Raw genomic sequence first — 25,089 nt, forward strand, 5'->3', positions numbered from 1 at the left:
TACCGGTACTAATGACCCGTGAGGCTTAACCTTACAACGCCAGAGGCGTTTTGGGTTGAGAGACAGAAGAATTTTCAGCCTTGTTTACCGGATAAGAATATGGTTCTGTTCTGCGGACGTGAGTCCGAAGGATTTTGCGCTGAGGCAAGGCGGCAACCGAGACGATGTGAAGGAGCATACTGAAGTATGTGACTGAGCAGCGCGAGGGCGCCAACGCGGCATCAGCCCAAAAGACACAGGACAGGGCGGAAAGAATTTGCCTGGCGGCTGTAGCGCGGTGGTCCCACCTGACCCCATGCCGAACTCAGAAGTGAAACGCCGTAGCGCCGATGGTAGTGTGGGGTCTCCCCATGCGAGAGTAGGGAACTGCCAGGCATTAAATTAAAAAACCTGCACGTAACTTCGGGCAGTTCGCTACTCGACAGAGAGTAGGACAAAAGCGAATGCTTTTGAACGCTGCAACGCAGCGGCCCGAAGGGTGAATCACAGCGTGATTCATAAACTGCCAGGCATTAAATTAAGACCAGCACGCTGGTCATGACCTTACCGGTGACGCGGAAGGGCGAAACACCTGACAGCAGAACGTTTTTCTGCGATCAGTACAGAATCGGTGGAGCGGTAGTTCAGTTGGTTAGAATACCTGCCTGTCACGCAGGGGGTCGCGGGTTCGAGCCCCGTCCGTTCCGCCACTTAATTGGAAAGCCCTGACTTAACGGTCAGGGCTTTTTCCATTTCTACGGCAACCAGCCCAGGGCAATCACTTCACTGCTTATTGATCGCGCATTGGCGTGCTACTCAGTCCTTTCCTTAATATAAAAGACTTTACCTCCGCGCACTCTCCCGGCTGCATAATCTTCCTGCTGACATTCCGGTCTGTCCTCGACTAACGCTCAAAACAGGCGTATTGAAGGTCCGGCTTCACCTCACCCTCTTTGCACTACACTATCAGGCGGTCATTCTCACAACGCCGTATTCGCTTACGCCCTCCTGCGCTTTCAGGGACGCAGAACGGCTGCAAACGAGGCTGGATTTGCGCTGTAAACGTCATCAGAAGATGATGTTTAAACAGTCTGGCGAGGGGAATTACTGCTTTCAGGGGTGGGTGTACGGCTGTAACTGAGCCTGTATATGCCAGGGTTGCTCTACTACCCATTCGCTTAAAAAATCAATAAAGGCACGCACGCGCTGGCTTACGCCAAGATCGCTGTAATAGACAGCATTGAACGGCATCTCTACCGGTAAACGTTGATCGGCCAGGATCTCCACCAGACTTCCGTCAGCGATCTCTTTATGCACCATATAATCAGAAAGGCAGGCAATCCCATTACCGTCCAGACAAAGCTGCTTGATGGTTTCTCCGCTGTTAGAATCCAGTTCCGAACGGATGATGTAAAGTTCCCCATCGTCACAGGCGATTGGCCAGCGGTTAAGACGTGGCGCATCAATAAAACCGAGACACTGATGATTATCCAGATCGGCTGCGCACACAGGAATACCATATTTCTCCAGATACCCGGGAGAGGCAATAAAGCGGCGATAGCTGGTGAACAGCAGTCGTGCCCGCAGGCCTGAATCGGTAAGGCTGCCTGCCCGAATCGCCACATCGACTTTACGCTCGATGAGATTAATAAAGTTTTCAGATGAAATCAGTGAAAGGGCAATCTCGGGATAGCGCTCCCGAAAAGCTTTTATCATGGGCATCAGGAGATGCAGTATGACAGGAGTGGCGGCATCAATACGTAACAATCCCTTGGGCGCATGACGGCTCTCTATCAACGCGTCTTCTGCGGCCGTCATCACCTGAAGAAAATGCTGAACCTGCTGGAAATAACGTTCTCCTTCCTGCGTTAACGCAAGATTGCGTGTGGTGCGCGTCAGTAAAGCCAGTCCGAGTTTATTTTCCAGTTTTTTGATCGTGCGGCTGACGGCGGAATTGGCCATCTGCAAGGTGTCCGCCGCGCGGCTGAAGCTCCCGTTTTCAACCACGCTGACAAATACTTTGAGTTCTTCAGAAGATGCCTTCATTGTTTCCTTCACGTGAAATAGCGCCTGAGGCCATATACCGCTAATTAAAGCACAGCCTGCCGTTTACCCCCTTGGCGCGGATGGCTTTTTGGTAAAGCGGGCTAAAGAAGACGAAAGCGCCTTTCCGTCAGGCCGGTTATCTTTTTAGTGGAAGAAACGGTCTGCACAGGCCGGATTACGCCATTCGTGACGACAATAAAGTGGGAGGGCGGTCTCGAACAATCGTCGGCATCGATTGAAACTGCGTACTAAAATCCCTATAACAGATAAGTGACATGAATTTCTGAATGATTAGCCAGGCGGGACAGTGCGCAAAAAAACCTATGCGATGAGATATGTAGCCGGACAGCCAGCGGAAAGGATCTTTCCTCCGGGTGCCATGTTTCATCTCGGCCAGGCACTGCCACCGGGTGAGCCACTCCCCGCCGATCCCACTTTGAAAGTATTAGTATGGAATATCTTTAAGCAGCAGCGCGCTGACTGGATGTCCGTGCTGGAAGGGTTTGGTAAGGATGCCCATCTGGTTCTGCTTCAGGAAGCGCAGACGACGCCCGAGCTAATCCGCTTTGCGACCAGTAACTATCTGGCGGCCGATCAGGTCCCGGCTTTAGTGCTGCCTCAGCACCCCTCTGGCGTCATGACGTTAGCTTCTGCTCACCCTGTTTATTGTTGCCCCCTGCGCGAGCGAGAACCCCTGTTAAGGCTCTCAAAATCCGCCTTAGTCACGGCGTATCCGCTTCCCACGGGCGAGATGCTGATGGTGGTGAACATCCACGCGGTAAATTTTAGCCTGGGCGTGGATGTTTACAGCAAGCAGCTCGGCCCCATTGGCGAACAGATTATCCATCATCGCGGGCCTGTCATTATGGCGGGCGACTTCAACGCCTGGAGCCGCCAGCGCATTAACGCCCTCTATCGCTTTGCGCATCAGATGAAACTGGAAGAGGTGATGTTTACCGCCGACCACCGACGTAAAGCCTTTGGCAGACCTTTAGATTTCGTTTTTTATCGCGATATACACGTCAGTGAAGCCTCGGTTCTGGTGACGCAGGCATCCGACCATAACCCGCTTTTGGTTGAGTTCAGTACCATACGATAAAGGTGACATCAGGCAGGAAAGGGCAGAGAGAACGTGGTCACGGGCAGGATGTAGAATCAAACAAGAAAAAAGGCTGACAAATGTCAGCCTTTTCAACGTATCAGGTATCTGGTGTTGCGTTATTCTTAACGAACAACGTGAGCTCGTCACCAGGCTGAATATCTTTTGCGTTACTCACAACACTGTTCCAGCGCATCACGTCTTTGATGTTAACGCCGTGACGACGGGCGATACTGTCAAGAGAATCACCCTTACGAACGCGATAGGTGATGCTGTTGCTATTATCCGCCAGGCTCGTGCCATTCGAACCCACAGTCAGTAACTGACCGGGACGAATACTGGCACTGCGCAGGTTATTTTGCTGCTTCAGTGTGGCCACGCTGACGCCTAACTTATTCGCAATACCGGATAAGGTATCGCCGCTTCGCACTTTGTAGCCCCCCTCATTGCTGGCTTTCGCCAGTTGTGTGGGCTGCACGGCAGAGATATCACCGGAAGCCAGTGAATCACGCAGCTTTGCGACGTTAGACTTCGGCACCAGAATGTAATGTGGCCCATTAGGTGCTGTTGCGCCGCCTTTATAACCGGTATTGAAGCTCTTTAACTTGGTGAGCGACATCCCCGCCATTTCTGCGGCCTGCGTCAGTTTTATCTGCTGACCCACTTCAACGCGTGCCAGAGCACGGTTTTCGTCAGGCGTCGGCAGTTTGATACCGTAACGCTTGTTGTGCTTAAGCAACTCGCTCAAGGCCAACATTTTTGGTACATAAACCGTGGTTTCACGTGGAAGCGAAAGATGCCAGAAGTCGGTAGGCTTACCGCGCGCCTTGTTCTGTTTAATCGCTTTGAGTACCCGTCCTTCTCCGCTGTTGTAAGCCGCCACTGTCAAAAGCCAGTCACCACCAAACATCGTATTAAGACGCTGCATCATATCCAGTGCTACTTTCGTTGAGGCGACAACATCGCGACGACCATCGTAGTAACGGTTCTGTTTTAAACCATAGTTTCGACCCGTACTCCCAACGATCTGCCAGATGCCAGCGGCATTTGCAGATGACGTTGCGTGAGGATCAAAAGCGCTCTCCACTATGGGTAGCAGTACCAGTTCCATCGGCATATTACGTTTCTTAATCTGCTCGACTATCCAGTACATGTACGGCTCTGCCCGTAATGTTACATCGTGGAGATAGCTCTTATTTTTTAAAAACTTTAATTTCTGTTCGCGGATCCGGGCGTTTTCCGGAATCCCCATCTTCAACTCGTCACTAATGAAACGCCAGAGATCATTATCTTCTGCGAGGCCAGTTCCATCTTCCTGCCATCGCGGCGATAAAAGTCGATCACCGTATTTTCCATTTTCACTTTGACCAGCTGAAGACAGACTCTGGGCATGCTGTTCGGGGATATTGGCGTCATTCCGTGATGCCTGACATCCTACCAGCAAGACCGAGGCGAATAATATCGCTTTAGCCTTCATGTGTGTGTCAATAGTTCGCTTAAAAGACGAGCAACTATACGTGACGGTCCTTCACAACACAACCCGAAAAATCAAAAAGCGTCTTTCTTCTCGCGTAGAACAGCAAATGTTTGCCATACGGGCCCAACCCCAGCATCAACGTTTAAAGCGCGTTGTAAATCAGCATCTTGCGTTCGGAGAAATAAATTTATCACACGCTCATGGGCCAGTTTTGTAGGTAAAGTAATGCGGTTTTCGGCCCGTAAGTCCTTAATTTTATGGTATTCAGCCGTTATTTGCGGATCGTGGGGTAAAATTGCCGCAGCAAACTTCAAATTGGATAAAGTATATTCATGCGCACAGCACACTAATGTGTCTTCCGGGAGCGAATTAAGCTTTTGAAAGGATTGGTACATTTGCTCAGAGGTGCCTTCGAAAAGCCGTCCGCAACCACCTGAGAACATCGTATCTCCACAAAAAAGATAAGGTGCACTGTAATATGAGATATGTCCTAAAGTGTGCCCCGGCGTAGCGATGACCGCGAATGACAGGCCCAAAACTTCAACGTTATCTCCTTCACGCACGCATGTTTTTGCCCCTTTATCTGCCGTTTCCTGCGGACCGTAAACGGCAATCTCGGGAAAATGTTCACAGAGCGTTTTCACGCCACCGACATGATCGTTGTGATGATGCGTCAGCAAAATGGCGACAGGCTGCCAGCCATTGGCCTGAATTTTCTCCAGAACCGGCTGGGCTTCACCCGGGTCAACAATCAGGCATTTTCCTTCGTCATCTGTTAACGTCCAGATGTAGTTATCTTGCAGTGCAGGAATGCTGGTAAGATTCATAAATACCTCTCGCTGGTCGTTAAAAGGAAAATGGTAAAGCATGAAGCCCGCCAAGACACGCCAAATCCTGAACGCCCCACGCTCATGGCACGATATGCCATGGGGCATTTACTTTCGCGATGCCCTGACTCAGCAACTTCAGCCTTACCTCGGAAAGCTTTATGGCTTTCATATGCTTAAGCTTGGCAACCTCAGCGCAGAAATCAATACGGAACAGTGCGCGATTTCCCATCAGGTCAGCGTAGGTGTCGAAGGTGAAGGCTTACAGGTCCTGGCGCATCCCACCCAGCTCCCGTTCGAAGCCAAGTCTGTCGATGCCTGTTTACTGGCCCATACGTTATCCTGGAGTCAGGATCCCCACCGGGTATTGCGGGAAGTGGACCGGGTATTGATCGATGATGGCTGGATGATAATCAGCGGCTTCAATCCGTTCAGTCTGCTGGGTATCAGTAAAATAGTACCCGGAATACAGCGTAAAGCGCCCTGGAGCGGGCGCATGTTCAGCCAGATGCGATTACTGGACTGGCTGGGATTGCTGAATTATGAAGTGGTATTTCGTACGCGTTTTCAGGTGTTGCCCTGGCACCGGCAGGGCGGCAGAATGATCAGCGCTCACTTACCTGCTTTGGGGTGCCTGAATATCGTCGTTGCGCGTAAGCGCAGTTTCCCCCTCACGCCGACCAAGGCAAGGATGAGTCTGAGCAAAAGGCCCCTGCCGCAGCCTGTGAATGCGACACGGCAGTTCAGACACGTCAACGATCAGGATTCTGGTTGATAGCCGATATCATCAAAAGCCGGATGGTTTGCGGCATGGCGTGCCAGTTCATCGCAGCGTTCATTCTCCGGGTGGCCCGCATGGCCTTTAACCCACTCCCATTGAATCTGATGGGTGCTGAGCGCAGTATCAAGCCGTTGCCACAGATCGACGTTCTTAACCGGCTTCTTATCGGCTGTTTTCCAGCCGCGTTTTTTCCAGTTATGAATCCATTGCGTAATGCCCTGGCGCACATACTGACTGTCGGTACTCAATACCACGTCACAGGGTTGTTTCAGGGCTTCCAGCGAGACGATAGCCGCCATCAGTTCCATGCGATTATTGGTCGTCAGGCGGTAACCGGCGCTAAATGTTTTTTCATGTTGCCCATAACGCAAAATTGCGCCATAGCCCCCCGGGCCCGGGTTGCCGAGGCAGGAACCATCGGTATAAATTTCTACCTGTTTGCGCATCTCTGGTAGACTTCCTTCTGACAAAACGCCAAGTCTGACATAAAACGAGCCCTATGAGCACTGCAAATAACCGCCAAATCGTTCTCGATACTGAAACCACCGGTATGAATATGATCGGGGTGCATTATGAAGGTCACCGCATCATTGAGATCGGTGCCGTTGAAGTGGTGAACCGTCGCCTGACAGGGAACAACTTCCACATGTATCTCAAGCCCGATCGGCTGGTCGACCCGGAAGCGTTTGGCGTTCACGGTATTGCCGATGAGTTTCTGCTGGATAAACCGACCTTCAGTGAGATTGCCGATGAGTTTCTTGACTACATCCGTGGTGCAGAACTTGTTATTCATAATGCCTCGTTTGATATCGGCTTTATGGATTATGAGTTCAGCAAGCTTGAGCGCGGCATCGAAAAAACGGAAACCTTCTGCAAGATTACTGACAGCCTGGCGATGGCGCGCCGTATGTTCCCCGGTAAGCGCAACAGCCTCGACGCGCTGTGTTCACGTTATGAGATAGACAACAGTAAGCGTACGTTGCACGGCGCACTGCTCGATGCCGAGATCCTGGCCGAAGTCTTTTTAACCATGACGGGCGGACAAACGTCCTTGTCTTTCTCGTCGGAGGAGGATCGCTCGCGTCAGCAGCAGAGCGAAGGCATTCAGCGCATCGTTCGGCCCACATCAGGATTGCGCGTGGTCACCGCCAGTGATGAGGAAATCAGTCATCACGAATCACGGCTGGATCTGATCATGAAGAAGGGGGGCAGTTGCCTCTGGCGCGCCTGAGTCGCAAAGATTTGTGTGTAAAATCAACACCGGGGCGAAAATAGCAGCAAACGGAAGCGGGCAGGGGGAAAACCGTTGACGGCGAGTAATGATGTGATTAATATGCGCCTCGTTCCCGACGGGGAACAAAGCGCGGAGCGGTAGTTCAGTTGGTTAGAATACCTGCCTGTCACGCAGGGGGTCGCGGGTTCGAGCCCCGTCCGTTCCGCCAAATTTTGACGCCATGCTGGTTATCAGCATGGCGTTTTTGCTTTCTGGCTCTGGACGTTTCTCGTCTTCCTCTCAACAGCCGGTTTGCCCGTCACGTTCAGTGTTATCCCGTATTTTGATCTGATGCCCGTCGCACCCAATAAATGCCCCATAAAGGCAGGGTAAGAACGACGTTCCCGCAGCCAGTCCTCACAGAAACGGACTGACTGACAGTAAGCGTGAATCAGTCTTTCTGCATCGCGACGGCACCCGACGGGATTGTCGTATGTTTTTCTGCAACCTGTTTTTCCCGCGCCACCAGCCAGTAGCAGCTCGCCGCCAGCGCCACGCCGATAAACCAGCTAAAGTTGGCGACCTGATGCAGAGAAGGGATAAAGCTAATCACCAGACAAATAGCGACCGAGGGCAGCAGGGCGACAATGGCTTTCGGGTTAAATCCACCGCGATACCAGTAGCGCCCCTGCGGTGTGGCATCGAACAGATCGTCCACAGAAATACGGCCGCCTTTGATCAGGTAAAAATCGGCTAACAGAATGCCAAACAAAGGCCCGATAAACGAACCCAGTACGTCCAGCGTATAGTGAATCAGTTCAGGCGACTGGAACAAATTCCATGGCGTGAGCAGGACCGAACCCACCGCTGCAATCATCCCCCCGGTACGAAAACTGATTTTCTGAGGCGAGCAGTTAGAAAAATCGAAAGCAGGAGACACGAAGTTCGCCACGATGTTGATGCCAATCGTCGCGGTGATCATGGTCAGTAAGCCAATCGCCACGGCTAAATCGCTGCCAACCATGCTCACGGTTTCGATAGGATCGGTGATCATTTTACCAAACAAGGACTGCGTACCCGATACAATCACAACGGTCACGATGGAGAACAGCAGGAAATTGAACGGCAGTCCCCAGCGGTTACCCCGGCGAACCTCACTCATGCTTTTGCCGTAGCGAGAAAAGTCACCAAAGTTCAGCAGCGGGCCTGAGAAGTAAGACACGACCAGTGCCGTTGCCGTAATCATCTGCCAGGTTTGTTCACCGACGGACAGCGATTTGCTGGCCAGCGTAAACGAAATACCGTCGAATCCGGTTTTGTATACAATCCAGCCCGCCAGTGCCAGCATGACGACGTAAACGGCGGGACCAGCGATATCAATAAAGCGCTTAATCGCACTCATGCCGTGCCAGAACACCATCGCCTGCAGAACCCACATCACGCCAAAGCAGTACCAGCCCAGTTGCGATAAGCCAAGCCAGTGGCTGTGCGTCAGGCTTTCCAGCGACGGATAAAACTTCAGCAGCACCAGCATCAGCGCATTCGCCGCCAGCCAGGTCTGAATACCGTACCAGGCAAACGCAATCAGGCCGCGGATCACCGCCGGAATATTGGCGCCAAAGACACCGAATGCCTGGCGGCAAATGACCGCATAAGGCACGCCGGCCATCTGGCTGGGTTTAGCGACCAGGTTGGCGCAGAGCTGAACAATACAGATCCCTGCCAGCAAACACAGCAGCACCTGCCAGCTGGCCAGCCCTAATGTGAAGAAGCTTGCCGCGACCACGTAGCCGCCCATGCTGTGCACATCCGACATCCAGAAGGAAAAGATGTTGTACCACGACCAGTTTTGATGGCGGGTAGGCGCCAGGTCAGCATTACATAGCTTCGGACTGTATGCTTTTCCGGCTTCAGAGGCCGATGTGTTACCCACCGTTGAATGATTTGGCATGAAACCTGCTCCTCTCAAAGACATGAATAAAATAACCTTGTGAAATCACATTGCAGGATCCAGGCCAGATTTGTTTTTTGTATACAAAATTTATTTTTCACGTATACGATAAGTGATGCAATGATGTTTACCGGAGCGGGTGATGAAGAGTGAAACAGGCCAGAGAACGGCGGCCGAGCTGCATGATAAAGATGAACCTATCTATCAGGCGTTAATGAACGCCATTGTCGAACATCAACTGCCGCCCGGCAGCAAATTGCCGGAAGAAGCGCTTTCAGAGGTCTTTGGCGTGAGCCGCACGGGCATCCGTAAGGTCTTGCAGCGCCTTGCTGCGGTGCAAATGATCACGCTCACGCCCAAACGTGGTGCACATGTCGCCACACCGGGCGTGGAGGAAGCGCGGGATATTTTCCGCACCCGAAGCCTGCTTGAGTGCGGCAATCTTTCTGCGGTGCTGGAACATCTGCAGGCACCGCACCTGGCCGGGCTCACGGCCCTGGTTGAGCAGGAAAAAGAGGCGATTGCCCGGCATGACGGGCCGGCGGCGATTCGTCTGTCCGCGGCCTTTCATATCCAGTTGCAGGCGATTTCGGGCAATCAGGTATTAACGGATTTGGTGACGCAACTGGCCCAGCGATCGTCGCTGGTGATTGCCACCTGGGGCGCGCCCTGGCAGCGCGGTTGTCGCTGTGACGATCACGGCCAGTTACTCCAGCGACTCCGGGAAAAAGACCTGGTGTCACTGACCGCCTCGCTGCAGCACCATTTTGAACACATCGTTGCCAGCCTCCATTTTGAGCGCGGAGGCGAAACACTACCGGATTTTTCCCGACTGTTTGCCGGGCATAAAGGAGCCGTATCATGAGCCTGATTCAGGTTATCAATCCCAATACCAGTCAGGCGATGACCGAAACCATCGGTCAGGCGGCCCGCGCGGTGGCCGCACCTGGAACGGACATTATTGCCGTTTGCCCTTCGCAGGGCGTGCCGTCGATTGAAGGGCATTTTGATGAGGCGATAGCGGCGATCGGCGTGCTGGAACAGGTGAAGCTCGGCAAAGCGCAGGGCGTCAGTGGCCATGTGATTGCCTGTTTTGGCGATCCTGGCTTGCTGGCGGCACGCGAACTGGCCAGCGGGCCGGTCATCGGTATCGCGGAGGCGGCCATGCATACCGCCACATTGGTGGCAACGCGTTTTTCAATTGTCACGACGTTGCCCCGCACGCTGGTCATCGCACGCCATTTACTTCAGCAGTACGGTTTTACGCACCATTGTGCCGCTTTACATGCTATTGATTTACCCGTGCTGGCGCTGGAAGACGGCAGCGGCGTGGCGCAGGAGAAAGTGCGCCAGCGCTGTATCCAGGCAAAGCGGGAAGATGGCTGTGGCGCCATTGTTTTAGGCTGTGGGGGCATGGCAACGCTGGCCGCGTCGCTGACAAAAGAGCTGGAGATGCCGGTGATTGATGGCGTCAGCGCCGCCGTTAAGATGGTGGAATCGCTGGTGGCGCTGGGTTTTGGCACCAGTAAACAAGGCGATTTAGCTTATCCGCTACATAAACCGCTCTCAGGTGTCTTTCAGCACCTAAACTAAGCAGATGTTCCCGTTCAACGACAGGATGCAAGTGATGACTGAAAGCCAGGATAAAAAAACCTACAGCTTCAATAAGAATTACCCGCGTGACCTGATCGGTTACGGTGGAAAGCCTCCACATGCGCGCTGGCCAAAGAAAGCGCGCGTCGCGGTGCAGTTTGTACTCAACTATGAGGAAGGGGCAGAAAACAACGTTTTGCACGGCGACACGGGTTCAGAACAGTTCCTGTCTGACATCATTGGGGCGGCCAGTTATCCGGATCGGCATATGTCGATGGAATCCCTGTACGAGTATGGATCCCGCGCCGGTTTCTGGCGCATTCACAATGAGTTTCAGAAGCGCGGACTGCCCCTGACCGTGTTTGGCGTCGCGATGGCGTTGGCGCGCCACCCGGACATCGTGGACGCCATCAAACAGGCGCAGTATGACGTGGTCAGCCACGGCTGGCGCTGGATCCACTATCAGGGCATTGATGCTAAAACCGAACGTCAGCACATGCAGCAGGCGGTGGATGTGTTAACGGACCTGTTTGGCAAAGCGCCCACAGGCTGGTACACCGGACGCGACAGCCCCAATACGCGGCGGCTGGTGGTGGAACAGGGCGGCTTCAGTTATGACAGCGACTATTATGGGGATGATTTGCCATTCTGGACTCAGGTCACCTGTCAGGACGGTACGGTAAAACCCCATCTGATCATTCCTTACACGCTGGAATGCAACGATATGCGCTTTGCCTCGCCCCAGGGTTTCAATACCGCAGAGCAGTTCTTTACCTATCTGCGCGATACGTTCGACGTGCTGTATGAAGAAGGCGAAACCGCGCCCAAAATGATGTCGGTGGGGATGCACTGCCGCCTGTTAGGTCGCCCGGGAAAATTCCGCGCCTTGCAAAATTTCCTCGACCACATTCAGCAGCATAAAGATGTGTGGATTTGCACCCGGCAGCAGATTGCCGATCACTGGATAAAAACCTACCCCGCGCCAGAGGCGTAATCTCCCGGCGGCAAGCGCGTGACAGCAAAAGGATGTCGCCACGCGCTGCCCCGGTTTCCGGCATTGTCGTCCGCACGGCCCCGCTCAGTCACATAACGTGGGATCGGCCTCAATCATCAACTGCTTCATCTCTTCGAAATGCCGCAGAGAGAAGTCGGGGATGCCTTCCCAGTCACGGGCCGTTTTTTCCGCGACCTCGTCGCTCAGCACCTTCAACGGTTGCCCGGTAGACCAGACGGTGACCAGAATCTGGCAGGCCCGCTCCAGTGTCCAGATATCATCATAGGCCTCGCCCACCGTCTGGGCGGTAACCATAACGCCGTGATTACCCATCAACAGACGACGCTTATCGGTCAGCAGGCTGGCCAGTCGGGCGCCTTCCTCCTGAGTGTCTGCCATGCCCCCGTACAGGGTATCCACCGCGATACGGTTGAAGTAGCGCGCACTGTTTTGATCGACAGGCGGAATGTGTGGCTGCGCCAGACAGGCGACGCTGGTGGTGTAAACCGGATGCAGATGCATCACGACCCGGGTTTCTGGCAGCCGCTGATGAATTTGCCCATGGATCGACCAGGCGGTGGCGTCTACATCGTCCCGCTCTCCACAGGCGGTATCTTCTGCATTAAGCAGCAGCAGGTCGCTGGCGCGAAGCCGTGAAAAGTGTTTCCACTTTGGGTTCATCAGAAACTGCTTACCATCCGGTGAAACGGCGGCACTGAAATGGTTCGCTACCGCCTCATGCATGCCCAGGTGGGCAATAATGCGAAAGGCCGCCGCCAGATCGATACGGGTCTGCTCTTCAAAAGAAAGCGCCATATTCGCTCCTGAAAATGAACGCGTGACGGGCACGCGTTTGAGATTAAGGTTTTGGCATCAGGGTGTTGAGATCGTCGGCTGTTGGCGCTTCAAAATGGTATTTTTTGAGCAGCGCGGCATATTCAGGCGTTTTACTGAAGGTAGCCAGCGCAGCGACCAGGGCTTTTTTCACCTCCGTATTGTCCTTCTTCACGCCAAAACCGTTTAACACCGGATAGATAAGTGTCGTGGAGGAAATCTGAATACGGTCGCCCAGCTTTTGCACCACGCCACGCGCCACGGCGGCATCGGTAATCTGTGCTTCGACCGCATGGGAGAGCATCGCCTGCGTTGTCTGCGGATCGGTCGAATATTCGCTAATCGCGATGGGGGGTTTACCGTTTTTCACACAGTAGTCGTCAGACAGTTTGTGTAACTGCTGCAACCACGACGTGGCGCCCATCGAACCGATTTTATGGCCGCAGAAATCTTCAGGCGTTTTGGGTTGGTAATCGCTTCCCTTCAACGACAGGATAGCTTCGCCGCTTTTCAGATAGGGAATCATGTCGATCACTTTCATGCGATCGGCGGTGATGTACATCGACGAATTAGTCATATCAAACCGGTTACTCTGCAAGCCGGTAATCAGGTTAGGGAAACGGGTATCAATGTTAACGGCCTGACGGCCCATCACTTTGGCCAGACCATCAAGAAATTCAATGTCAAAGCCGGCGGGTTTATTATCCTTCATGTACTCATACGGAAAGAAGGTCATATCCGATCCGGCGATAATTTTGCCGGGTTGTAAAAAGGCTGAGGCGTTAAAGGACGCCAGTACAGCGCCTGCGGCAAGCAGACTTAACACGTAGGTTTTCATCATTATTCTCTCTCTGAAAAATGCCATCAGACGTTGGCAAGATCTTTACCGGCCTGTTGAACAAAAAACGAAGCACCGCGCGGTTTCTGCGGCAGGCGGAAGGCGTTTGCGGTGCTGCGGATCATGCCGCTCTCCTGACCGTAAACCAGCGTGCCCGCATCCGGGCTGGGTAACGGGTTTTCACCGAACGGCAGTGCATCTTCAGCGGCGTACACGGCGATAAACAGTGTGCGCGGCCATTCGGTTTCATTGGGACTGGAGGCGTGCAGCAGTCGGGTATGCATAAAGCACACAGAACCCGAGGGACCAAAACAGGCGGTAGGTTGCTGGCACTGTTCTTTCACCACTGCGGGATCAACGGCACCGGTAAAGCGGCCACCCTGCCAGTGTGAATAAAGCGGCCCCTGATGGCTGCCCGGCACCACGTTCAGCGGACCATTTTCCGGTGTGACCTCACTGACCATCAGCAGCGCGGTCACGATATCGTCGTTGCTGTGCGGGGTGAACAGGAAATCCTGGTGCCACTCCACTTTCGTTGCGGTATGGGGCAGTTTCGAGTTGATCTTACTGTGATGATAGCGTGCACCGCTGCCCCCGATTAACTGTCCGGCAATCTGCGCCATACGTGACTGCAGTGCCGCATGGCGATAGGCGGCAGAGATATCGTTCGGTGAGCTGACGCGGCGCAAAGAAGGATGATCGGCACGGTGATCGCTCTCAATATCGAAACGCGGACGCCCATCCTGCGTATCGCCCCAGGGCGCATTCTGGCTGCGGCTTTCCTCAACCCACTGGTCAAAGTCGTGTTGTAGCGCTGCGATTTCATCGCTTGTCAGGACATTTTCAACTACCAGAAATCCCTGCTGGTGATACTGATCTACCTGCCACTGTTCAATCATGGTCGTGCCCTCGTGATTAATACATCGTTACGCCAGCGAGACATCCTTCAGAAAAGCTTCCACGCGCGGATGCTGGCCATCGCGTAGAGCCTGCGGCGCGTCGTCACAGACCACGCGTCCTTTTTCCATAAAGACAATCCGGTCAGACACCTTGAAGGCAAAGTTCATCTCATGGGTCACGATCACCATGGTGATGCCCTCGCTTGCCAGGGCTTCAATGACCTGAAGCACTTCATTCACTTTTTCGGGATCCAGCGCAGAGGTGGGCTCATCGAACAGCATGATTTGCGGACGCATCATCAAGGCACGTGCGATAGCCACGCGTTGCTGCTGACCGCCGGAGAGCTGATGAGGGTACTTCCACGCATGGTCGAGCATGCCGACTTTAAAAAGCAGCGCAGCAGCCTGCTGTTTTAATACCGCGGCAGGCGCGAGCTTGTGATAGCGAGGCGCCAGCAACAGGTTGTCCATAACGCTGAGATGACTGAACAAATTAAAGCTCTGAAAGACCATCCCGATATTAAGACGATGCTCTGCATGCTCAACGAAGCGTGGCTTGCGTTGCTCTCCCTGCTGACTGAGATGAATAAAGGGTTTTCCGTTAATACGAATTTCACCGTTATCGATCTGCTCCAGACCATTAAGCAGGCGAATCAGCGTAGTTTTTCCTGAACCTGAAGGCCCGATTACGGAAACCACTTCGCCAGGATGGATCTGCAGGTTAACGGCGCCCAGCACTTCAACATTGTTGTAAGCCTTGTGCAGACGCAGGGCCTGCAACGCTGGTCCGCTGGCGTGAAACGCCTGACGGACAGGATTCACCGCTGCGCGTTGTGCGAGTTCGAAAAGATGTGCATCAGGTTTGCCGGACGGTTGGCGTTGTGTCACGTCCAGATAGCGCTCCAGCTGTTTCAGCAGGAAGTCAAAGACGGTAACGATCAGCACGTAATAGAAGGCGACCGCCGCCATGGTTTCCATGACCAGAAAGTTTTGCGAGTAGAGTCGCTGGCCGACCATCAAAATTTCGGTAAGCGAGATAACAGAGACCAGTGACGTCAGCTTCACGATCGCGATGTATTCATTCGCCAGTGCCGGTAAGGCCACACGCAGTGCCTGCGGGATAATGATGCGCCACTGAATGCCTGCATAGCGTAATCCCAGTGCCCGGGCAGCCTCGCTCTGGCCTTTGGGAATCGCCAGCAGCCCGCCACGGTGAATCTCTGCGATATAGGCGCTTTCACACATGGTCAGCGCAATAAATCCTGCCCAGAATGGATCGCTCAGTACCGTCGACGTGGCGGGCAATGCCTGAGGCAGGTTATAAACAAAGATCAGCAGCACCAGCAAAGGCAGGCTGCGAAAGAGCCAGATATAAAACCGGGCCGGCAGCGTCAATAAGGGATGGCGCGACTGCTTGGCCAGCGCCAGGATAAATCCCGCAATAATGCTCGTTCCCCAGGTCAGCAGGCTCAGTTTGATGACAGTCCATGTCGCCAGCCAAAAATTAGCGTCGCTAAACAGACTGAACATATAGTTCCAGTTAAATGTCATGGGCTTGCTCACATTAAACAGAAGGGGTGAATAATTCTGTAATTCACTATGGCGGCAGGACGGGAACGATAGCAATTAGTAATTTGCTGGCTTCTGATTTTAAAAAAACTATCCAACTGTTATATCCCTTTTTAAACGGTGTCTTTTTAACAGTGCAGGGCAATAATTAACGTATTCTTTCCCTGTTTGCGCTTATTTAGGGCAGCACGCTGATCATTGCGACGCAGGGTGAGAGTTATTGGTGCAATTTCTTTTTGATGATTACGTTTCTGCCAGACGTAAAAAAACAGATGGAATGGCGTTAATACATAAACGGCGTTCAGGTTGAACGGGCAGGTAAGTGGCACAGCATTTGCAGTGCTGCTTAGGCCGGAACGAAGCAAGGTGTCTTGCTGACTATAAAAAACAGAGGTAACGCCATGAGTCGCTTTACACTTAAACAGCTCAGATATTTCGTCGCCGTGGTGGAGACGGAAAGCATTGCGGAAGCCTCGCGTCAGTTGCATATCGCCCAGCCCTCCATTTCCGTTTCCATCAAAAACCTGGAGGACGCCTTCGATCAGCAACTGCTCATCCGCCATCACGCACAAGGTGTTTCGCTGACGCCTGGCGGCCGCCGTTTTTACGAAAAGGCGCAGGAGCTGCTACGTCTGACACACGAGTTTGAGCAAAACTCACGTGCAGATAACACCCTGATTTCAGGCACCATTGCGGTGGGATGTTTTGAATCTGCGGCGCCGCTGTATATGCCCAAACTGATAGCCGGGTTTAAAAAACACTATCCGGATATTACCATTGAACTGTACGACGGCGAGCAGCATGAACTGATGCATGGACTCCATCGCGGACGTTTTGATCTGGCTTTTCTCTACGATCTCGAGCTGGATAACACCATTCAAAAAACCACGTTAAACGCCCCGCATAAACCTTACGCACTCCTGCCGGTAAACCATCCACTGGCACAAAAATCCCTGGTCACGCTGCGTGAGCTGAGTCAGGAACCTATGATTTTGCTGGATGCGGTACCCAGCAGGAATTACTTCATCAATATTTTCAAAAGCAAAGGGTACCACCCGCAGGTAGCCTACAGTTCGCCCTCCATTGAAATGGTGCGTTGCATGGTAGGACAGGGGCTGGGGTTTTCAGTTCTGGTCACACGCCCCTGCACTGATGTGACTTATGACGGTGAAAAGCTGGCGCAGATTGATATTGAAGATGATATGGAAGCCTCGACGTTAATCATGGCCTGGTTAAGTCATAATGAACCGACGCGACCGACAAAACTTTTTATGGACTATTGCCAGAATAGTGCGTTGGGGCCCACCGTGTAAAAAGTGCCGCGCAATTACCGTGCTGTTTGGTAAGAAAAAGAAATGTATTTGCGGTAAATCTCATCGGCTAATTTCGCGCTTTATTCGCTGAGTGGCTTTAATAACCGGGCACGTATCTTCTGCTTATTAATTTCTTATTCAGATATTAGCTTTATAATATTTTACCCATTCATCTGCCTCAAATAGTCTTGGCGCTGGCGCGTGTCAGGAACACGTCATTAAAACGTCGGGCTTGAGGATGATGGAATGACAATATCAGAGCAAGAAACAGATACCCTGGTGATTGGGGCAGGGCAGGCCGGCATCGCCATGAGCGAGCATCTGGGGCGGCTCGGCATTCCGCATTGCGTGCTGGAAAAAAATCGTATTGCCGAAGCGTGGCGGACCCGGCGCTGGGACTCGCTGGTCGCCAACGGCCCGGCCTGGCACGATCGGTTTCCCGGCATGACTTTTCCGGGGCAGGATCCTGACAGCTTTGTGCCTAAAGAACAGATTGCTGACTATTTTGAAGCGTATGTGCAGCAGATCGAGGCGCCTGTCAAAACGGGCGTCGAAGTCATCAGCGTGGTACCGCGTGTCGGGCGCAGCGGGTTCGACGTCTCAACCTCCGCTGGTCCGATCGTTGCCCGGCGCGTAGTCGTCGCCACAGGGCCTTTTCAGAAGCCTGTGATTCCCGCCATTGCGCCCACGGATACACGGTTCACCCAGTTACATTCGGCGGACTACCGTAACCCGCAACAACTGCCTGAAGGTGGTGTGCTGGTTATCGGCGCGGGCTCGTCAGGGGTGCAGATTGCCGATGAGCTTAAGCGTGCAGGAAAAGACGTGTGGCTCTCCGTTGGTCCCCACGATCGTCCGCCTCGCCGCTATCGCAACCGGGACTTTTGCTGGTGGTTAGGAGTCCTTGGCCTGTGGGATGCGGCAGCCAGCCAACCGGGGAAAGAACACGTCACCATCGCGGTCAGCGGCGCGCGCGGCGGGCATACCGTCGACTTTCGCAAACTGGCGGAGCAGGGCATCAACCTGGTCGGATTGACGGAGCGCTTTTCCGGCGAGGTCGTGACCTTTAAACCCGATCTGGCGCAAAACATTGCCGCAGGCGATGAAAACTATTTATCCCTGCTGGATGCGGCCGATGCCTGGGTTGAACGCCATGGCCTGAATTTACCTGAGGATCCGGCCGCACGCACCTTTCTGCCCGATCCGGAAAGCGTCTCGCATCCTGTGCAGTCGCTCAATCTGGTCCGCGCAGGGATCACGACGCTCATCTGGGCGACAGGCTATGCCACGGATTATACCTGGCTGAAGGTTAACGCCTTTGACGAGAAAAACAGACCTCTCCATCAACGCGGCGTCTCCCCGGAGTCCGGACTCTATTTCCTCGGGCTGCCCTGGCAGTCGCGCCGCGGCTCCTCGTTTATCTGGGGCGTGTGGCATGACGCAAAGTATGTTGCCGACCATATTGCTATCCAGCGCCAGTATCAGGATTACCGTGCCGCGTCAGAAAACTGAACCAGGAGACTGCTGTTATGCCAACCCATACTCGTATTCGGATGTTTAACACCAAAGAAACGTACCCTAATCAAACGCTGGACAACGATCTCTGCCAGGCCGTACGTGCAGGTAACACAGTGTACCTGCGCGGCCAGGTCGGCACTGACTTCGACGGTAATCTGATTGGCCTGGGCGATCCGGCCGCGCAGGCGGCGCAGGCGATGAAAAATGTGAAGCAACTGCTGGAAGAGGCGGGGAGCGATCTGTCGCATATTGTCAAAACCACCACGTATATAGTCGACCCGCGTTATCGCGAACCGGTCTACCGGGAAGTCGGAAAGTGGCTAAAAGGTGTTTTCCCCGTCTCAACAGGGCTGGTGATTTCGGCTCTGGCACAGCCGCAGTGGCTGATGGAAATTGATGTCATTGCGGTGATTCCGGATGACTGGAAATGTGGAGCAGACCAATGACCTTATCAGTGACAGCACGGTGTGAAGAAACCGGTCAGCTCGGCATCGCTATCAGTTCATCCAGCATTGCGGTAGGCGCGCGCTGTCCCTGGCTCCACGCCGGCGTGGGTGCCGTATCCAGCCAGAATATTACGTTGCCCTCTCTGGGGCAGCAGATTCTGTTGCATCTGGATCAGGGCAGCGATCTGAACGTGGCGCTAAAGCGGGCGCTGGCTGGCGACAGATTCAGTGATTACCGCCAGGTCGCCGCGATTGATATTCAGGGTAACACGGCGTTTTTCAGTGGCAGCAAGACGCTGGGTATCTGGAGCATGGCCGAAGGAAAAAACTGTATCGCCGCAGGCAATATGCTGGCGAACAAAGGCGTAACGGCATCCATGTGCGCAGCCTTTGAAGCGGCCTCCGGTGAACTGGCCAGTCGGCTGCTTGCCGCCCTTCAGGCCGGCGTGGCGGCAGGCGGAGAAGCCGGGCCGTTACATTCAGCTGCGCTCAAACTTGTGGATGATTATCCCTGGCCGCTGGTGGATCTGCGCATCGACTGGACCGGGCACGACCCTGTCGGGCAGTTGACACAACTGTGGCTTGCCTATGAACCCCAGATGGAAGCCTATGTCACGCGCGCGCTGGATCCGCGTGAGGCACCGGCCTATGGTGTGCCCGGCGATGAATGAGACGTTACGGGCGCTTCTGGCCTCTCTGCTGGCCTTTGACACAACCAGTCGGGTGTCAAACCTGGCCCTGATCCAGTTTATTGACGACTACCTGACTGACAGAGGCATAACGACGCAGTGGCTGTATGACGACAGCGGTAAAAAAGCCAATCTGTATGCGCGTCTGGGGCCGGAGGGCGAAGGCGGCGTTATGCTGTCAGGGCATACGGACGTGGTGCCGGTTGAGGGGCAAAACTGGTCCGTGCCGCCTTTCGCCCTGACGGAACGTGACGGACGATATTACGGTCGGGGAAGCGCCGATATGAAAGGCTTTATTGCCTGCGTGCTGGCCATGCTGGATGCGTTTCTTCAGCAGCCCCTGCGCATGCCTTTGCATCTGGCGTTTTCCTGTGACGAAGAGGTGGGGTGCCTGGGCGTGCGCTCGCTGGTGGCGATGCTCAATGCCTCACCGGCAAAACCGGCGATGTGTATTGTGGGTGAGCCGACCGCCATGCAGCCGGTTTACGGACATAAGGGAAAACGGGCGGTGCGCTGTCGGGTGCAGGGCCACGCCTGCCACTCTGCCTATACGCATCAGGGCGTGAATGCGGTTCACTACGCCGCCCGGTTAATTGCGCATCTTTTGCAGCAGGAAGAAGCGTTAAAGCAGCAACGTGACGAACGGTTTGAACCGCCTTACAGCACGCTGCAGATTGGCACGATTCAGGGCGGGACAGCACTGAATATTGTTCCTGAGACCTGCCAGTTTGATATGGAGTGGCGAACGCTGCCTGGTACGGATGCTCAGGCGCTGTATGACAGCGTACGCCACTTCGCCGAAGCAGAACTGGTGCCTGAAATGCAGCGCACTGAACCGTTGTGCAACATTACCTTTCAACCACTGAGCGATTACCCCGGCTTATTGACCGATCCGCAGACCGACTTTGCCCGCTGGCTGGCGCAGTGGAGCGGACATAACGACTTCGCTACGGTCGCCTTTGGCACCGAAGGGGGATTATTTGACGAGATTGGGGTAGCCACGTTGGTCTGCGGGCCGGGAAGCATGGAACAGGGACACAAAGCAGATGAGTTTGTCAGTCTTGAACAGCTTGAACGCTGTATGGCAATGCTACAAAACCTGCGTCAGTGGATGGCGGTAACGTCCACCAATAAAGCCACGCAGGGTAGAGCGCGCCGCGCGGCCAGATGATCGGCAAAAACGTTTGCGGGTGCGGTTTACAACCGGCCGTAAAACGTCAGGCGGGCCGTTTCCGACAGGGCGATGCCGGGCGCGGTATTGTAGGCCAGCACCGCCAGCATGCGCGTGACGTCGCCTTCTGTGGGCGTCACGCGATGCAGTGAATTTCGCCCACGAAACAGTACCAGGTCACCGGCATCCATAGCCAGTTCATCGACGGGGTGCTGTTCATCGAGCACGGCGGCCACGCCCGCGTAATTCATTTCGCCCGCATCAGCATCCCGCAGGTCTTTCACATACTGAAACCGTCCACCGCCCAGCGGTTTCTGCACCAGCAACGTGATGGCAAACGAGGAGTTATCAAAATGCCACCCCAGCTCTTTATCCTGTGGCGCATAGTGCAGGTTAATCGAAGACAACGGGTCGGCGTAGGGATACAGCGCCTCTTCGTCCAGCACTTCGCATAAGAAAGACTGAAACAGCGCATCGTCATACAACTGACGCAGCGGGGAATCCGCTGCAATCATATCGTCCGTAATGCACCCTTTGGTGCTGTTCACTTCGCGGTTGCGTGGATGGCTGTCGCTGAAGCCGGCATCCGTTTTCATCAGGTAAACGTTGTGCTGACTGACAGTGTAATAAGCCCGATCGCGCTGCGCATTGCCTTCTGCGACGATGGCCTGCAGGGCGGCAGGCTGCAAAAAATGACGCAACACCAGCGCGCCGTGTTGATTAAGTTGCCTGCGACAGTCTTGACGCCAGGCGTGGTCGGTCAGAGGATGTAAGTCAGTACGTACCAGGGCTTTGGGCATCGTCGCGGTCTCATAATGAAGGGATGAATTGTCACACTAGCCTGCCCGGCATCAGCTGAATACCAATAAATCGTTAATACCCTGATAAGGAATGCTTAATGCCCAACCCGCCATCGCGCCTGCCTAAAATCAACGTGATTCAGTCATTTAAAGTGGCTGCGGAAACCGGCAGCCTGACCAGGGCCGCGGCACAGCTGGCCTTAACCCCTGCGGCGGTGAGTCAGCAAATTCGCCAGCTTGAAGATCATCTTGGCTGCGTCCTGTTTTTACGTACGCAACAGGGCGTGATGCTGACGGAGACGGGCAAGCAGTATCTTCGCTATGTCACGGAAGCCTTTGCGGTTCTCCAGCTTGGTCAGCGTAACATAGGACGCACTGAGACCGCCGCACAGCTTACGCTTTACACGCTGCCGGCGCTGGCGTCGAAATGGCTGTTGCCACATCTGTGCCGCTGGCGTGAACGCTGTCCGGATGTCAGTCTTTCCTTACATGGCACGCACGCGGAGGTGGATTTTGCTCAAACGCCGGCCGACTTTGTGATGTGTTTCGGCGAGGAGGCGTATCCCAGACTGAATAAAGCGTATCTGTTTCATGATGAGGTGCTCCCGGTCGCCAGCCCGCGGCTGATCGACGCCTTTTCCCGCGAGGATCTGTTACGGCATGCGCCGCTGATTCATCTCGACTGGGGCAAAGAAGGGCGCTTTTTGCCAGACTGGTCGGGCTGGTTTGAGGCGAAAGGAATGGCTGTGCCAGCAGCTCGTCCAGCCATGACCTTTAACCTGACCTCGCTGGCGATTGATGCCGCCGTGGCCGGCGCTGGTGTGCTGCTGGGACAGCGCCGGATGATCGCCCAGGCGCTGGGCCGGGGCGAACTGGTCATTGTTGATGCGCTCGCGTTGCCGCTCAGCAAGCCCTATTATCTGGCCTGGCCGAATCGCACGCTGAACCAGCCTGGCGCAGAGGCAATGATCGCCTGGTTAGGCGAGCTCGCCGCCCTGTAGGGCGGCGTAGGGGTTGCAGTTGAGCGCTTTCGCGGCGTGAAGCGTTAGACTCAGGCCTCCCGGCCTTAACATATGACTGCTCCGCCGGGCTTAGCTCATCAGACTGACCTGCGCTGCTACGATGCGCCAGCCCTGCGGAAACTTCACCCAGGTCTGTTGCTGACGGCCAATTTTCTCCGTGCCCGCCCGGGTAAATTCGGTGCTGCACACCGCATACGCGTCACCAAACGTGGTGATCACCGTATTGCGCAGCGTGCGGTCCAGCCCCGCCGACGGTCTTGCCGCGCGAAACGCGCGGATTTCATCAATGCCGTACAGGTTCTCGCCAGCGCCTAAGCGCACGGTCCGCGGATCGTGCCAGAACAGCTCATCCAGGACGGCAATGTCGTTGCCCGTCAGCGCCTTTTCATAACGGTAGAACGCGGCGGTAACGGCGTTCAGCACCTCGGGAAGATTAATCGCGTCAGTATTCATTGTGCTCCTGCCCTGCGGGTGGGCGAAAATGTCAGTCCTTGTTGTTCAAGGGCACAGGCTGCGCGTAAGACAGCCTGTTCGTTAAAGGGGGCGCCAATTAACTGTACGCCAATCGGTAAACCGCTCGCCGTCGTCATCGGCACAGTACAGACGGGAAGTCCAAGGAAGGAGATCGGCTGCGTCAGCATGCCCATGCTGGCCTTCGTCGGCAGATTCTGCCCGTTAATGGCAATCGTTTCCTGACCAATTAACGGCGCGCTACATGGCGTGGCAGGGGCGATAAGCACATCGTACTGCGCAAACAGCGGGACGACCTGCTGCTGAAAGTGGCGGCGGAAGCGCTGGGCCTGAACATACCATGCCGCGGGCAGCATCGCACCAGCCAGCAGGCGTTCACGCGAATGGGGCTCAAACAGGTCGGGCTGCTGACGCAGCGCAGGCAGGTAATGATTGCCGCCTTCAGAGGCGGTCATAATAAAGGCGGCCGAGCGCGCTAACTCAGCCTCCGCGATTACCACGTCGTCCTGAGCCTGTAACGCCTGCGCCACCTGTAATTGCGCCGCGCGGGCATCATCATTACACCAGGTCGAAAAGAAGCCGCCCAGTACGGCGCAGCGCAAATCCTGTGCACCGTTTTTCAGCTGCGGTAAGGTGGCTGCCAGCGGGCGATCGGCCTGGAAGGCATCCGTGCTGTCGTGCCCTTGCAGCAGATCGTAAACCAGAGCCAGATCGTCCACCCGACGGGCAAAGGGACCGATATGATCCAGACTGGCGACAAACGGATGGCTGCCGCTGCGGGATAAGCGGCCAAAAGTCGGTTTCAGGCCAGAAATCCCACACAGGGAAGCCGGGACGCGGATTGAGCCGTTGGTGTCCGTCCCCAGCGAGAAAGGCACCAGTCCCGCTGCCACGGCGGCGGCCGAACCGCCGGATGAGCCGCCAGCAATGCGCGCCAGATCATGCGGGTTGTGCGTCGCCCCGTAGTGGGTATTTTCGGTGGTAAAACCGTAGGCATAGGCATCCATGTTGACCATGCCGGAAAGCAGGGCACCGGCCTGCTGAAGTTGGGTGATGGCAAAGGCATCCCGGGTTGCGGCCGGACGCTGACGAAACAGTCTGGCCCCCGCCAGGGTAGTGTACCCCTGCACGTCAAACAGGTTTTTTACCGCATAGGGAATGCCCGCCAGCGGCGGCAAGGTCTCGCCGCGCAGGCGTTGCTTGTCTATCGCATCCGCTTCCTGCACCATCCGCGTTGCGGTGATATCCGTCCAGGCATTAAGCTGCGGATTCTGTTTCTCAATCGCGGTCAGTGTCTGCTCCGCCACTTCACGGGCGCTGATATCACCGTGCTGAATCGCCTGCTGAAGTGCCTGAATGGAAACCTCGTCTGGTCTCATGCTTTGTACACTCCTGCGACTTCGAGCCGGTCGTCCAGCGGATAAGCCATCAACGGGGCCGCCATATCGGCAATGCGCGTCATCTGTTGTAGCAGGGCGACACGGCGATCTTCGTCCAGTTCCACGTTCAGGATTTGCTCCATTTGGGCAATATAGGCTGCCCAGTCACTCTGATTCATG

25 protein-coding genes, 2 tRNA genes and 1 rRNA gene are annotated in these 25,089 nt (G+C 54.7%); 15 read left to right on the forward strand and 13 right to left on the reverse strand.

Going from position 1 to position 25,089, the window contains the following annotated elements; genetic code table 11:
- Window positions 1-259: 259 nt before the first annotated feature.
- Window positions 260-375 (forward strand): 5S ribosomal RNA (gene rrf / locus C7433_RS16195).
- Between the two features lie 237 nt (window positions 376-612).
- Window positions 613-689, forward strand: a tRNA-Asp gene (locus C7433_RS16200).
- A 403-nt stretch (window positions 690-1,092) separates the two neighbouring features.
- Here the strand turns inward: C7433_RS16200 and yafC are convergent.
- Window positions 1,093-2,025, reverse strand: coding sequence for a DNA-binding transcriptional regulator YafC (gene yafC, locus C7433_RS16205; protein WP_110268558.1), 933 nt, complete (start codon window positions 2,023-2,025; stop codon window positions 1,093-1,095).
- A 307-nt stretch (window positions 2,026-2,332) separates the two neighbouring features.
- On the opposite strand from yafC, the gene C7433_RS16210 reads away from it, so the two are divergent.
- Window positions 2,333-3,124, forward strand: a complete 792-nt coding sequence (locus C7433_RS16210; RefSeq protein WP_110268559.1) for an endonuclease/exonuclease/phosphatase family protein — start codon at window positions 2,333-2,335, stop codon at window positions 3,122-3,124.
- Between the two features lie 100 nt (window positions 3,125-3,224).
- On the opposite strand, the gene mltD is transcribed toward C7433_RS16210, so the two are convergent.
- Together mltD and gloB are read right to left on the reverse strand one after the other, a co-directional pair.
- A complete protein-coding gene (gene mltD / locus C7433_RS16215) occupies window positions 3,225-4,601 on the reverse strand; it encodes a murein transglycosylase D (protein WP_058708229.1) in 1,377 nt (458 codons plus the stop codon).
- A 71-nt stretch (window positions 4,602-4,672) separates the two neighbouring features.
- On the reverse strand, window positions 4,673-5,428 hold the full coding sequence (gene gloB / locus C7433_RS16220) for a hydroxyacylglutathione hydrolase (RefSeq protein ID WP_110268631.1): 756 nt from the start codon (window positions 5,426-5,428) through the stop codon (window positions 4,673-4,675).
- 40 nt (window positions 5,429-5,468) lie between these two features.
- On the opposite strand from gloB, the gene C7433_RS16225 reads away from it, so the two are divergent.
- On the forward strand, window positions 5,469-6,203 hold the full coding sequence (locus tag C7433_RS16225) for a class I SAM-dependent methyltransferase (RefSeq protein ID WP_006118002.1): 735 nt from the start codon (window positions 5,469-5,471) through the stop codon (window positions 6,201-6,203).
- On the opposite strand, the gene rnhA is transcribed toward C7433_RS16225, so the two are convergent.
- Window positions 6,188-6,655 (reverse strand): ribonuclease HI, encoded by a 468-nt coding sequence (gene rnhA, locus C7433_RS16230; protein WP_006118003.1) that lies wholly within the window; start codon window positions 6,653-6,655, stop codon window positions 6,188-6,190. The genes C7433_RS16225 and rnhA overlap by 16 nt on opposite strands.
- Window positions 6,656-6,708: 53 nt before the next feature.
- On the opposite strand from rnhA, the gene dnaQ reads away from it, so the two are divergent.
- The gene (gene dnaQ, locus C7433_RS16235; protein ID WP_006118004.1) at window positions 6,709-7,440 is read left to right on the forward strand and encodes a DNA polymerase III subunit epsilon; all 732 of its coding nucleotides are present in this window, start codon (window positions 6,709-6,711) and stop codon (window positions 7,438-7,440) included.
- A 134-nt stretch (window positions 7,441-7,574) separates the two neighbouring features.
- Window positions 7,575-7,651, forward strand: a tRNA-Asp gene (locus C7433_RS16240).
- A gap of 222 nt (window positions 7,652-7,873) precedes the next feature.
- On the opposite strand, the gene C7433_RS16245 is transcribed toward C7433_RS16240, so the two are convergent.
- Window positions 7,874-9,373, reverse strand: a complete 1,500-nt coding sequence (locus C7433_RS16245) for an NCS1 family nucleobase:cation symporter-1 (protein ID WP_110268560.1) — start codon at window positions 9,371-9,373, stop codon at window positions 7,874-7,876.
- A 142-nt stretch (window positions 9,374-9,515) separates the two neighbouring features.
- Between C7433_RS16245 and C7433_RS16250 the strand changes: the two genes are divergently transcribed.
- Genes C7433_RS16250 through puuE form a run of 3 tightly spaced genes read left to right on the forward strand, consistent with a single transcriptional unit; the run spans window position 9,516 to window position 11,960 of the window.
- Window positions 9,516-10,238: a GntR family transcriptional regulator gene (locus tag C7433_RS16250; protein ID WP_006118006.1), complete on the forward strand. Its 723-nt coding sequence runs from the start codon at window positions 9,516-9,518 to the stop codon at window positions 10,236-10,238.
- Window positions 10,235-10,966: an allantoin racemase gene (gene hpxA / locus C7433_RS16255; protein ID WP_033738498.1), complete on the forward strand. Its 732-nt coding sequence runs from the start codon at window positions 10,235-10,237 to the stop codon at window positions 10,964-10,966. The genes C7433_RS16250 and hpxA overlap by 4 nt, the downstream gene beginning before the upstream one ends.
- Before the next feature lie 34 nt (window positions 10,967-11,000).
- The gene (puuE, locus tag C7433_RS16260; RefSeq protein WP_033738501.1) at window positions 11,001-11,960 is read left to right on the forward strand and encodes an allantoinase PuuE; all 960 of its coding nucleotides are present in this window, start codon (window positions 11,001-11,003) and stop codon (window positions 11,958-11,960) included.
- Window positions 11,961-12,044: 84 nt separating this feature from the next.
- On the opposite strand, the gene C7433_RS16265 is transcribed toward puuE, so the two are convergent.
- Genes C7433_RS16265 through C7433_RS16280 form a run of 4 tightly spaced genes read right to left on the reverse strand, consistent with a single transcriptional unit; the run spans window position 12,045 to window position 16,082 of the window.
- Window positions 12,045-12,776: a class II aldolase and adducin N-terminal domain-containing protein gene (locus tag C7433_RS16265; RefSeq protein ID WP_110268561.1), complete on the reverse strand. Its 732-nt coding sequence runs from the start codon at window positions 12,774-12,776 to the stop codon at window positions 12,045-12,047.
- A 43-nt stretch (window positions 12,777-12,819) separates the two neighbouring features.
- Entirely contained in the window at window positions 12,820-13,635 is an 816-nt protein-coding gene (locus C7433_RS16270; RefSeq protein ID WP_033738503.1) for an ABC transporter substrate-binding protein, read from the reverse strand.
- A gap of 23 nt (window positions 13,636-13,658) precedes the next feature.
- Window positions 13,659-14,531 (reverse strand): phytanoyl-CoA dioxygenase family protein, encoded by an 873-nt coding sequence (locus C7433_RS16275; RefSeq protein ID WP_039338604.1) that lies wholly within the window; start codon window positions 14,529-14,531, stop codon window positions 13,659-13,661.
- Window positions 14,532-14,558: 27 nt separating this feature from the next.
- Window positions 14,559-16,082 carry an amino acid ABC transporter permease/ATP-binding protein gene (locus C7433_RS16280; RefSeq protein WP_033738506.1) on the reverse strand — a complete coding sequence of 508 codons (1,524 nt, stop codon included), beginning with the start codon at window positions 16,080-16,082 and terminating at the stop codon, window positions 14,559-14,561.
- Window positions 16,083-16,501: 419 nt separating this feature from the next.
- Between C7433_RS16280 and C7433_RS16290 the strand changes: the two genes are divergently transcribed.
- The 5 genes from C7433_RS16290 to argE all read left to right on the forward strand — a co-directional run bounded on the left by C7433_RS16290 (window position 16,502) and on the right by argE (window position 21,237).
- Window positions 16,502-17,413 carry a LysR substrate-binding domain-containing protein gene (locus C7433_RS16290; RefSeq protein ID WP_033738508.1) on the forward strand — a complete coding sequence of 304 codons (912 nt, stop codon included), beginning with the start codon at window positions 16,502-16,504 and terminating at the stop codon, window positions 17,411-17,413.
- Window positions 17,414-17,659: 246 nt separating this feature from the next.
- The gene (locus C7433_RS16295; RefSeq protein WP_110268563.1) at window positions 17,660-18,925 is read left to right on the forward strand and encodes an NAD(P)/FAD-dependent oxidoreductase; all 1,266 of its coding nucleotides are present in this window, start codon (window positions 17,660-17,662) and stop codon (window positions 18,923-18,925) included.
- Window positions 18,926-18,942: 17 nt separating this feature from the next.
- Window positions 18,943-19,377, forward strand: coding sequence for a RidA family protein (locus tag C7433_RS16300; protein WP_110268564.1), 435 nt, complete (start codon window positions 18,943-18,945; stop codon window positions 19,375-19,377).
- Window positions 19,374-20,048, forward strand: coding sequence for a DUF1028 domain-containing protein (locus tag C7433_RS16305; protein ID WP_110268565.1), 675 nt, complete (start codon window positions 19,374-19,376; stop codon window positions 20,046-20,048). The genes C7433_RS16300 and C7433_RS16305 overlap by 4 nt, the downstream gene beginning before the upstream one ends.
- The gene (gene argE, locus C7433_RS16310) at window positions 20,026-21,237 is read left to right on the forward strand and encodes an acetylornithine deacetylase (RefSeq protein ID WP_110268566.1); all 1,212 of its coding nucleotides are present in this window, start codon (window positions 20,026-20,028) and stop codon (window positions 21,235-21,237) included. Before C7433_RS16305 ends, argE begins: the two co-directional genes overlap by 23 nt.
- Window positions 21,238-21,263: 26 nt before the next feature.
- Here the strand turns inward: argE and C7433_RS16315 are convergent, their stop codons facing one another.
- Complete coding sequence (locus C7433_RS16315) at window positions 21,264-22,037, reverse strand: hypothetical protein (protein ID WP_006118019.1); 774 nt, start codon at window positions 22,035-22,037, stop codon at window positions 21,264-21,266.
- Between the two features lie 98 nt (window positions 22,038-22,135).
- On the opposite strand from C7433_RS16315, the gene C7433_RS16320 reads away from it, so the two are divergent.
- Entirely contained in the window at window positions 22,136-23,038 is a 903-nt protein-coding gene (locus C7433_RS16320; RefSeq protein WP_033738515.1) for a LysR substrate-binding domain-containing protein, read from the forward strand.
- Window positions 23,039-23,128: 90 nt separating this feature from the next.
- Here the strand turns inward: C7433_RS16320 and hpxZ are convergent, their stop codons facing one another.
- Genes hpxZ through hpxX form a run of 3 tightly spaced genes read right to left on the reverse strand, consistent with a single transcriptional unit; the run spans window position 23,129 to window position 25,088 of the window.
- The gene (gene hpxZ / locus C7433_RS16325; protein ID WP_006118021.1) at window positions 23,129-23,512 is read right to left on the reverse strand and encodes an oxalurate catabolism protein HpxZ; all 384 of its coding nucleotides are present in this window, start codon (window positions 23,510-23,512) and stop codon (window positions 23,129-23,131) included.
- Window positions 23,509-24,909, reverse strand: coding sequence for an AtzE family amidohydrolase (locus C7433_RS16330; RefSeq protein WP_110268567.1), 1,401 nt, complete (start codon window positions 24,907-24,909; stop codon window positions 23,509-23,511). The genes hpxZ and C7433_RS16330 overlap by 4 nt, the downstream gene beginning before the upstream one ends.
- A complete protein-coding gene (gene hpxX / locus C7433_RS16335) occupies window positions 24,906-25,088 on the reverse strand; it encodes an oxalurate catabolism protein HpxX (RefSeq protein WP_033738521.1) in 183 nt (60 codons plus the stop codon). The genes C7433_RS16330 and hpxX overlap by 4 nt, the downstream gene beginning before the upstream one ends.
- Window position 25,089: the final 1 nt, after the last annotated feature.

Source organism: Pantoea sp. PNA 03-3, assembly GCF_003201175.1.
Taxonomy (GTDB): domain Bacteria; phylum Pseudomonadota; class Gammaproteobacteria; order Enterobacterales; family Enterobacteriaceae; genus Pantoea; species Pantoea stewartii.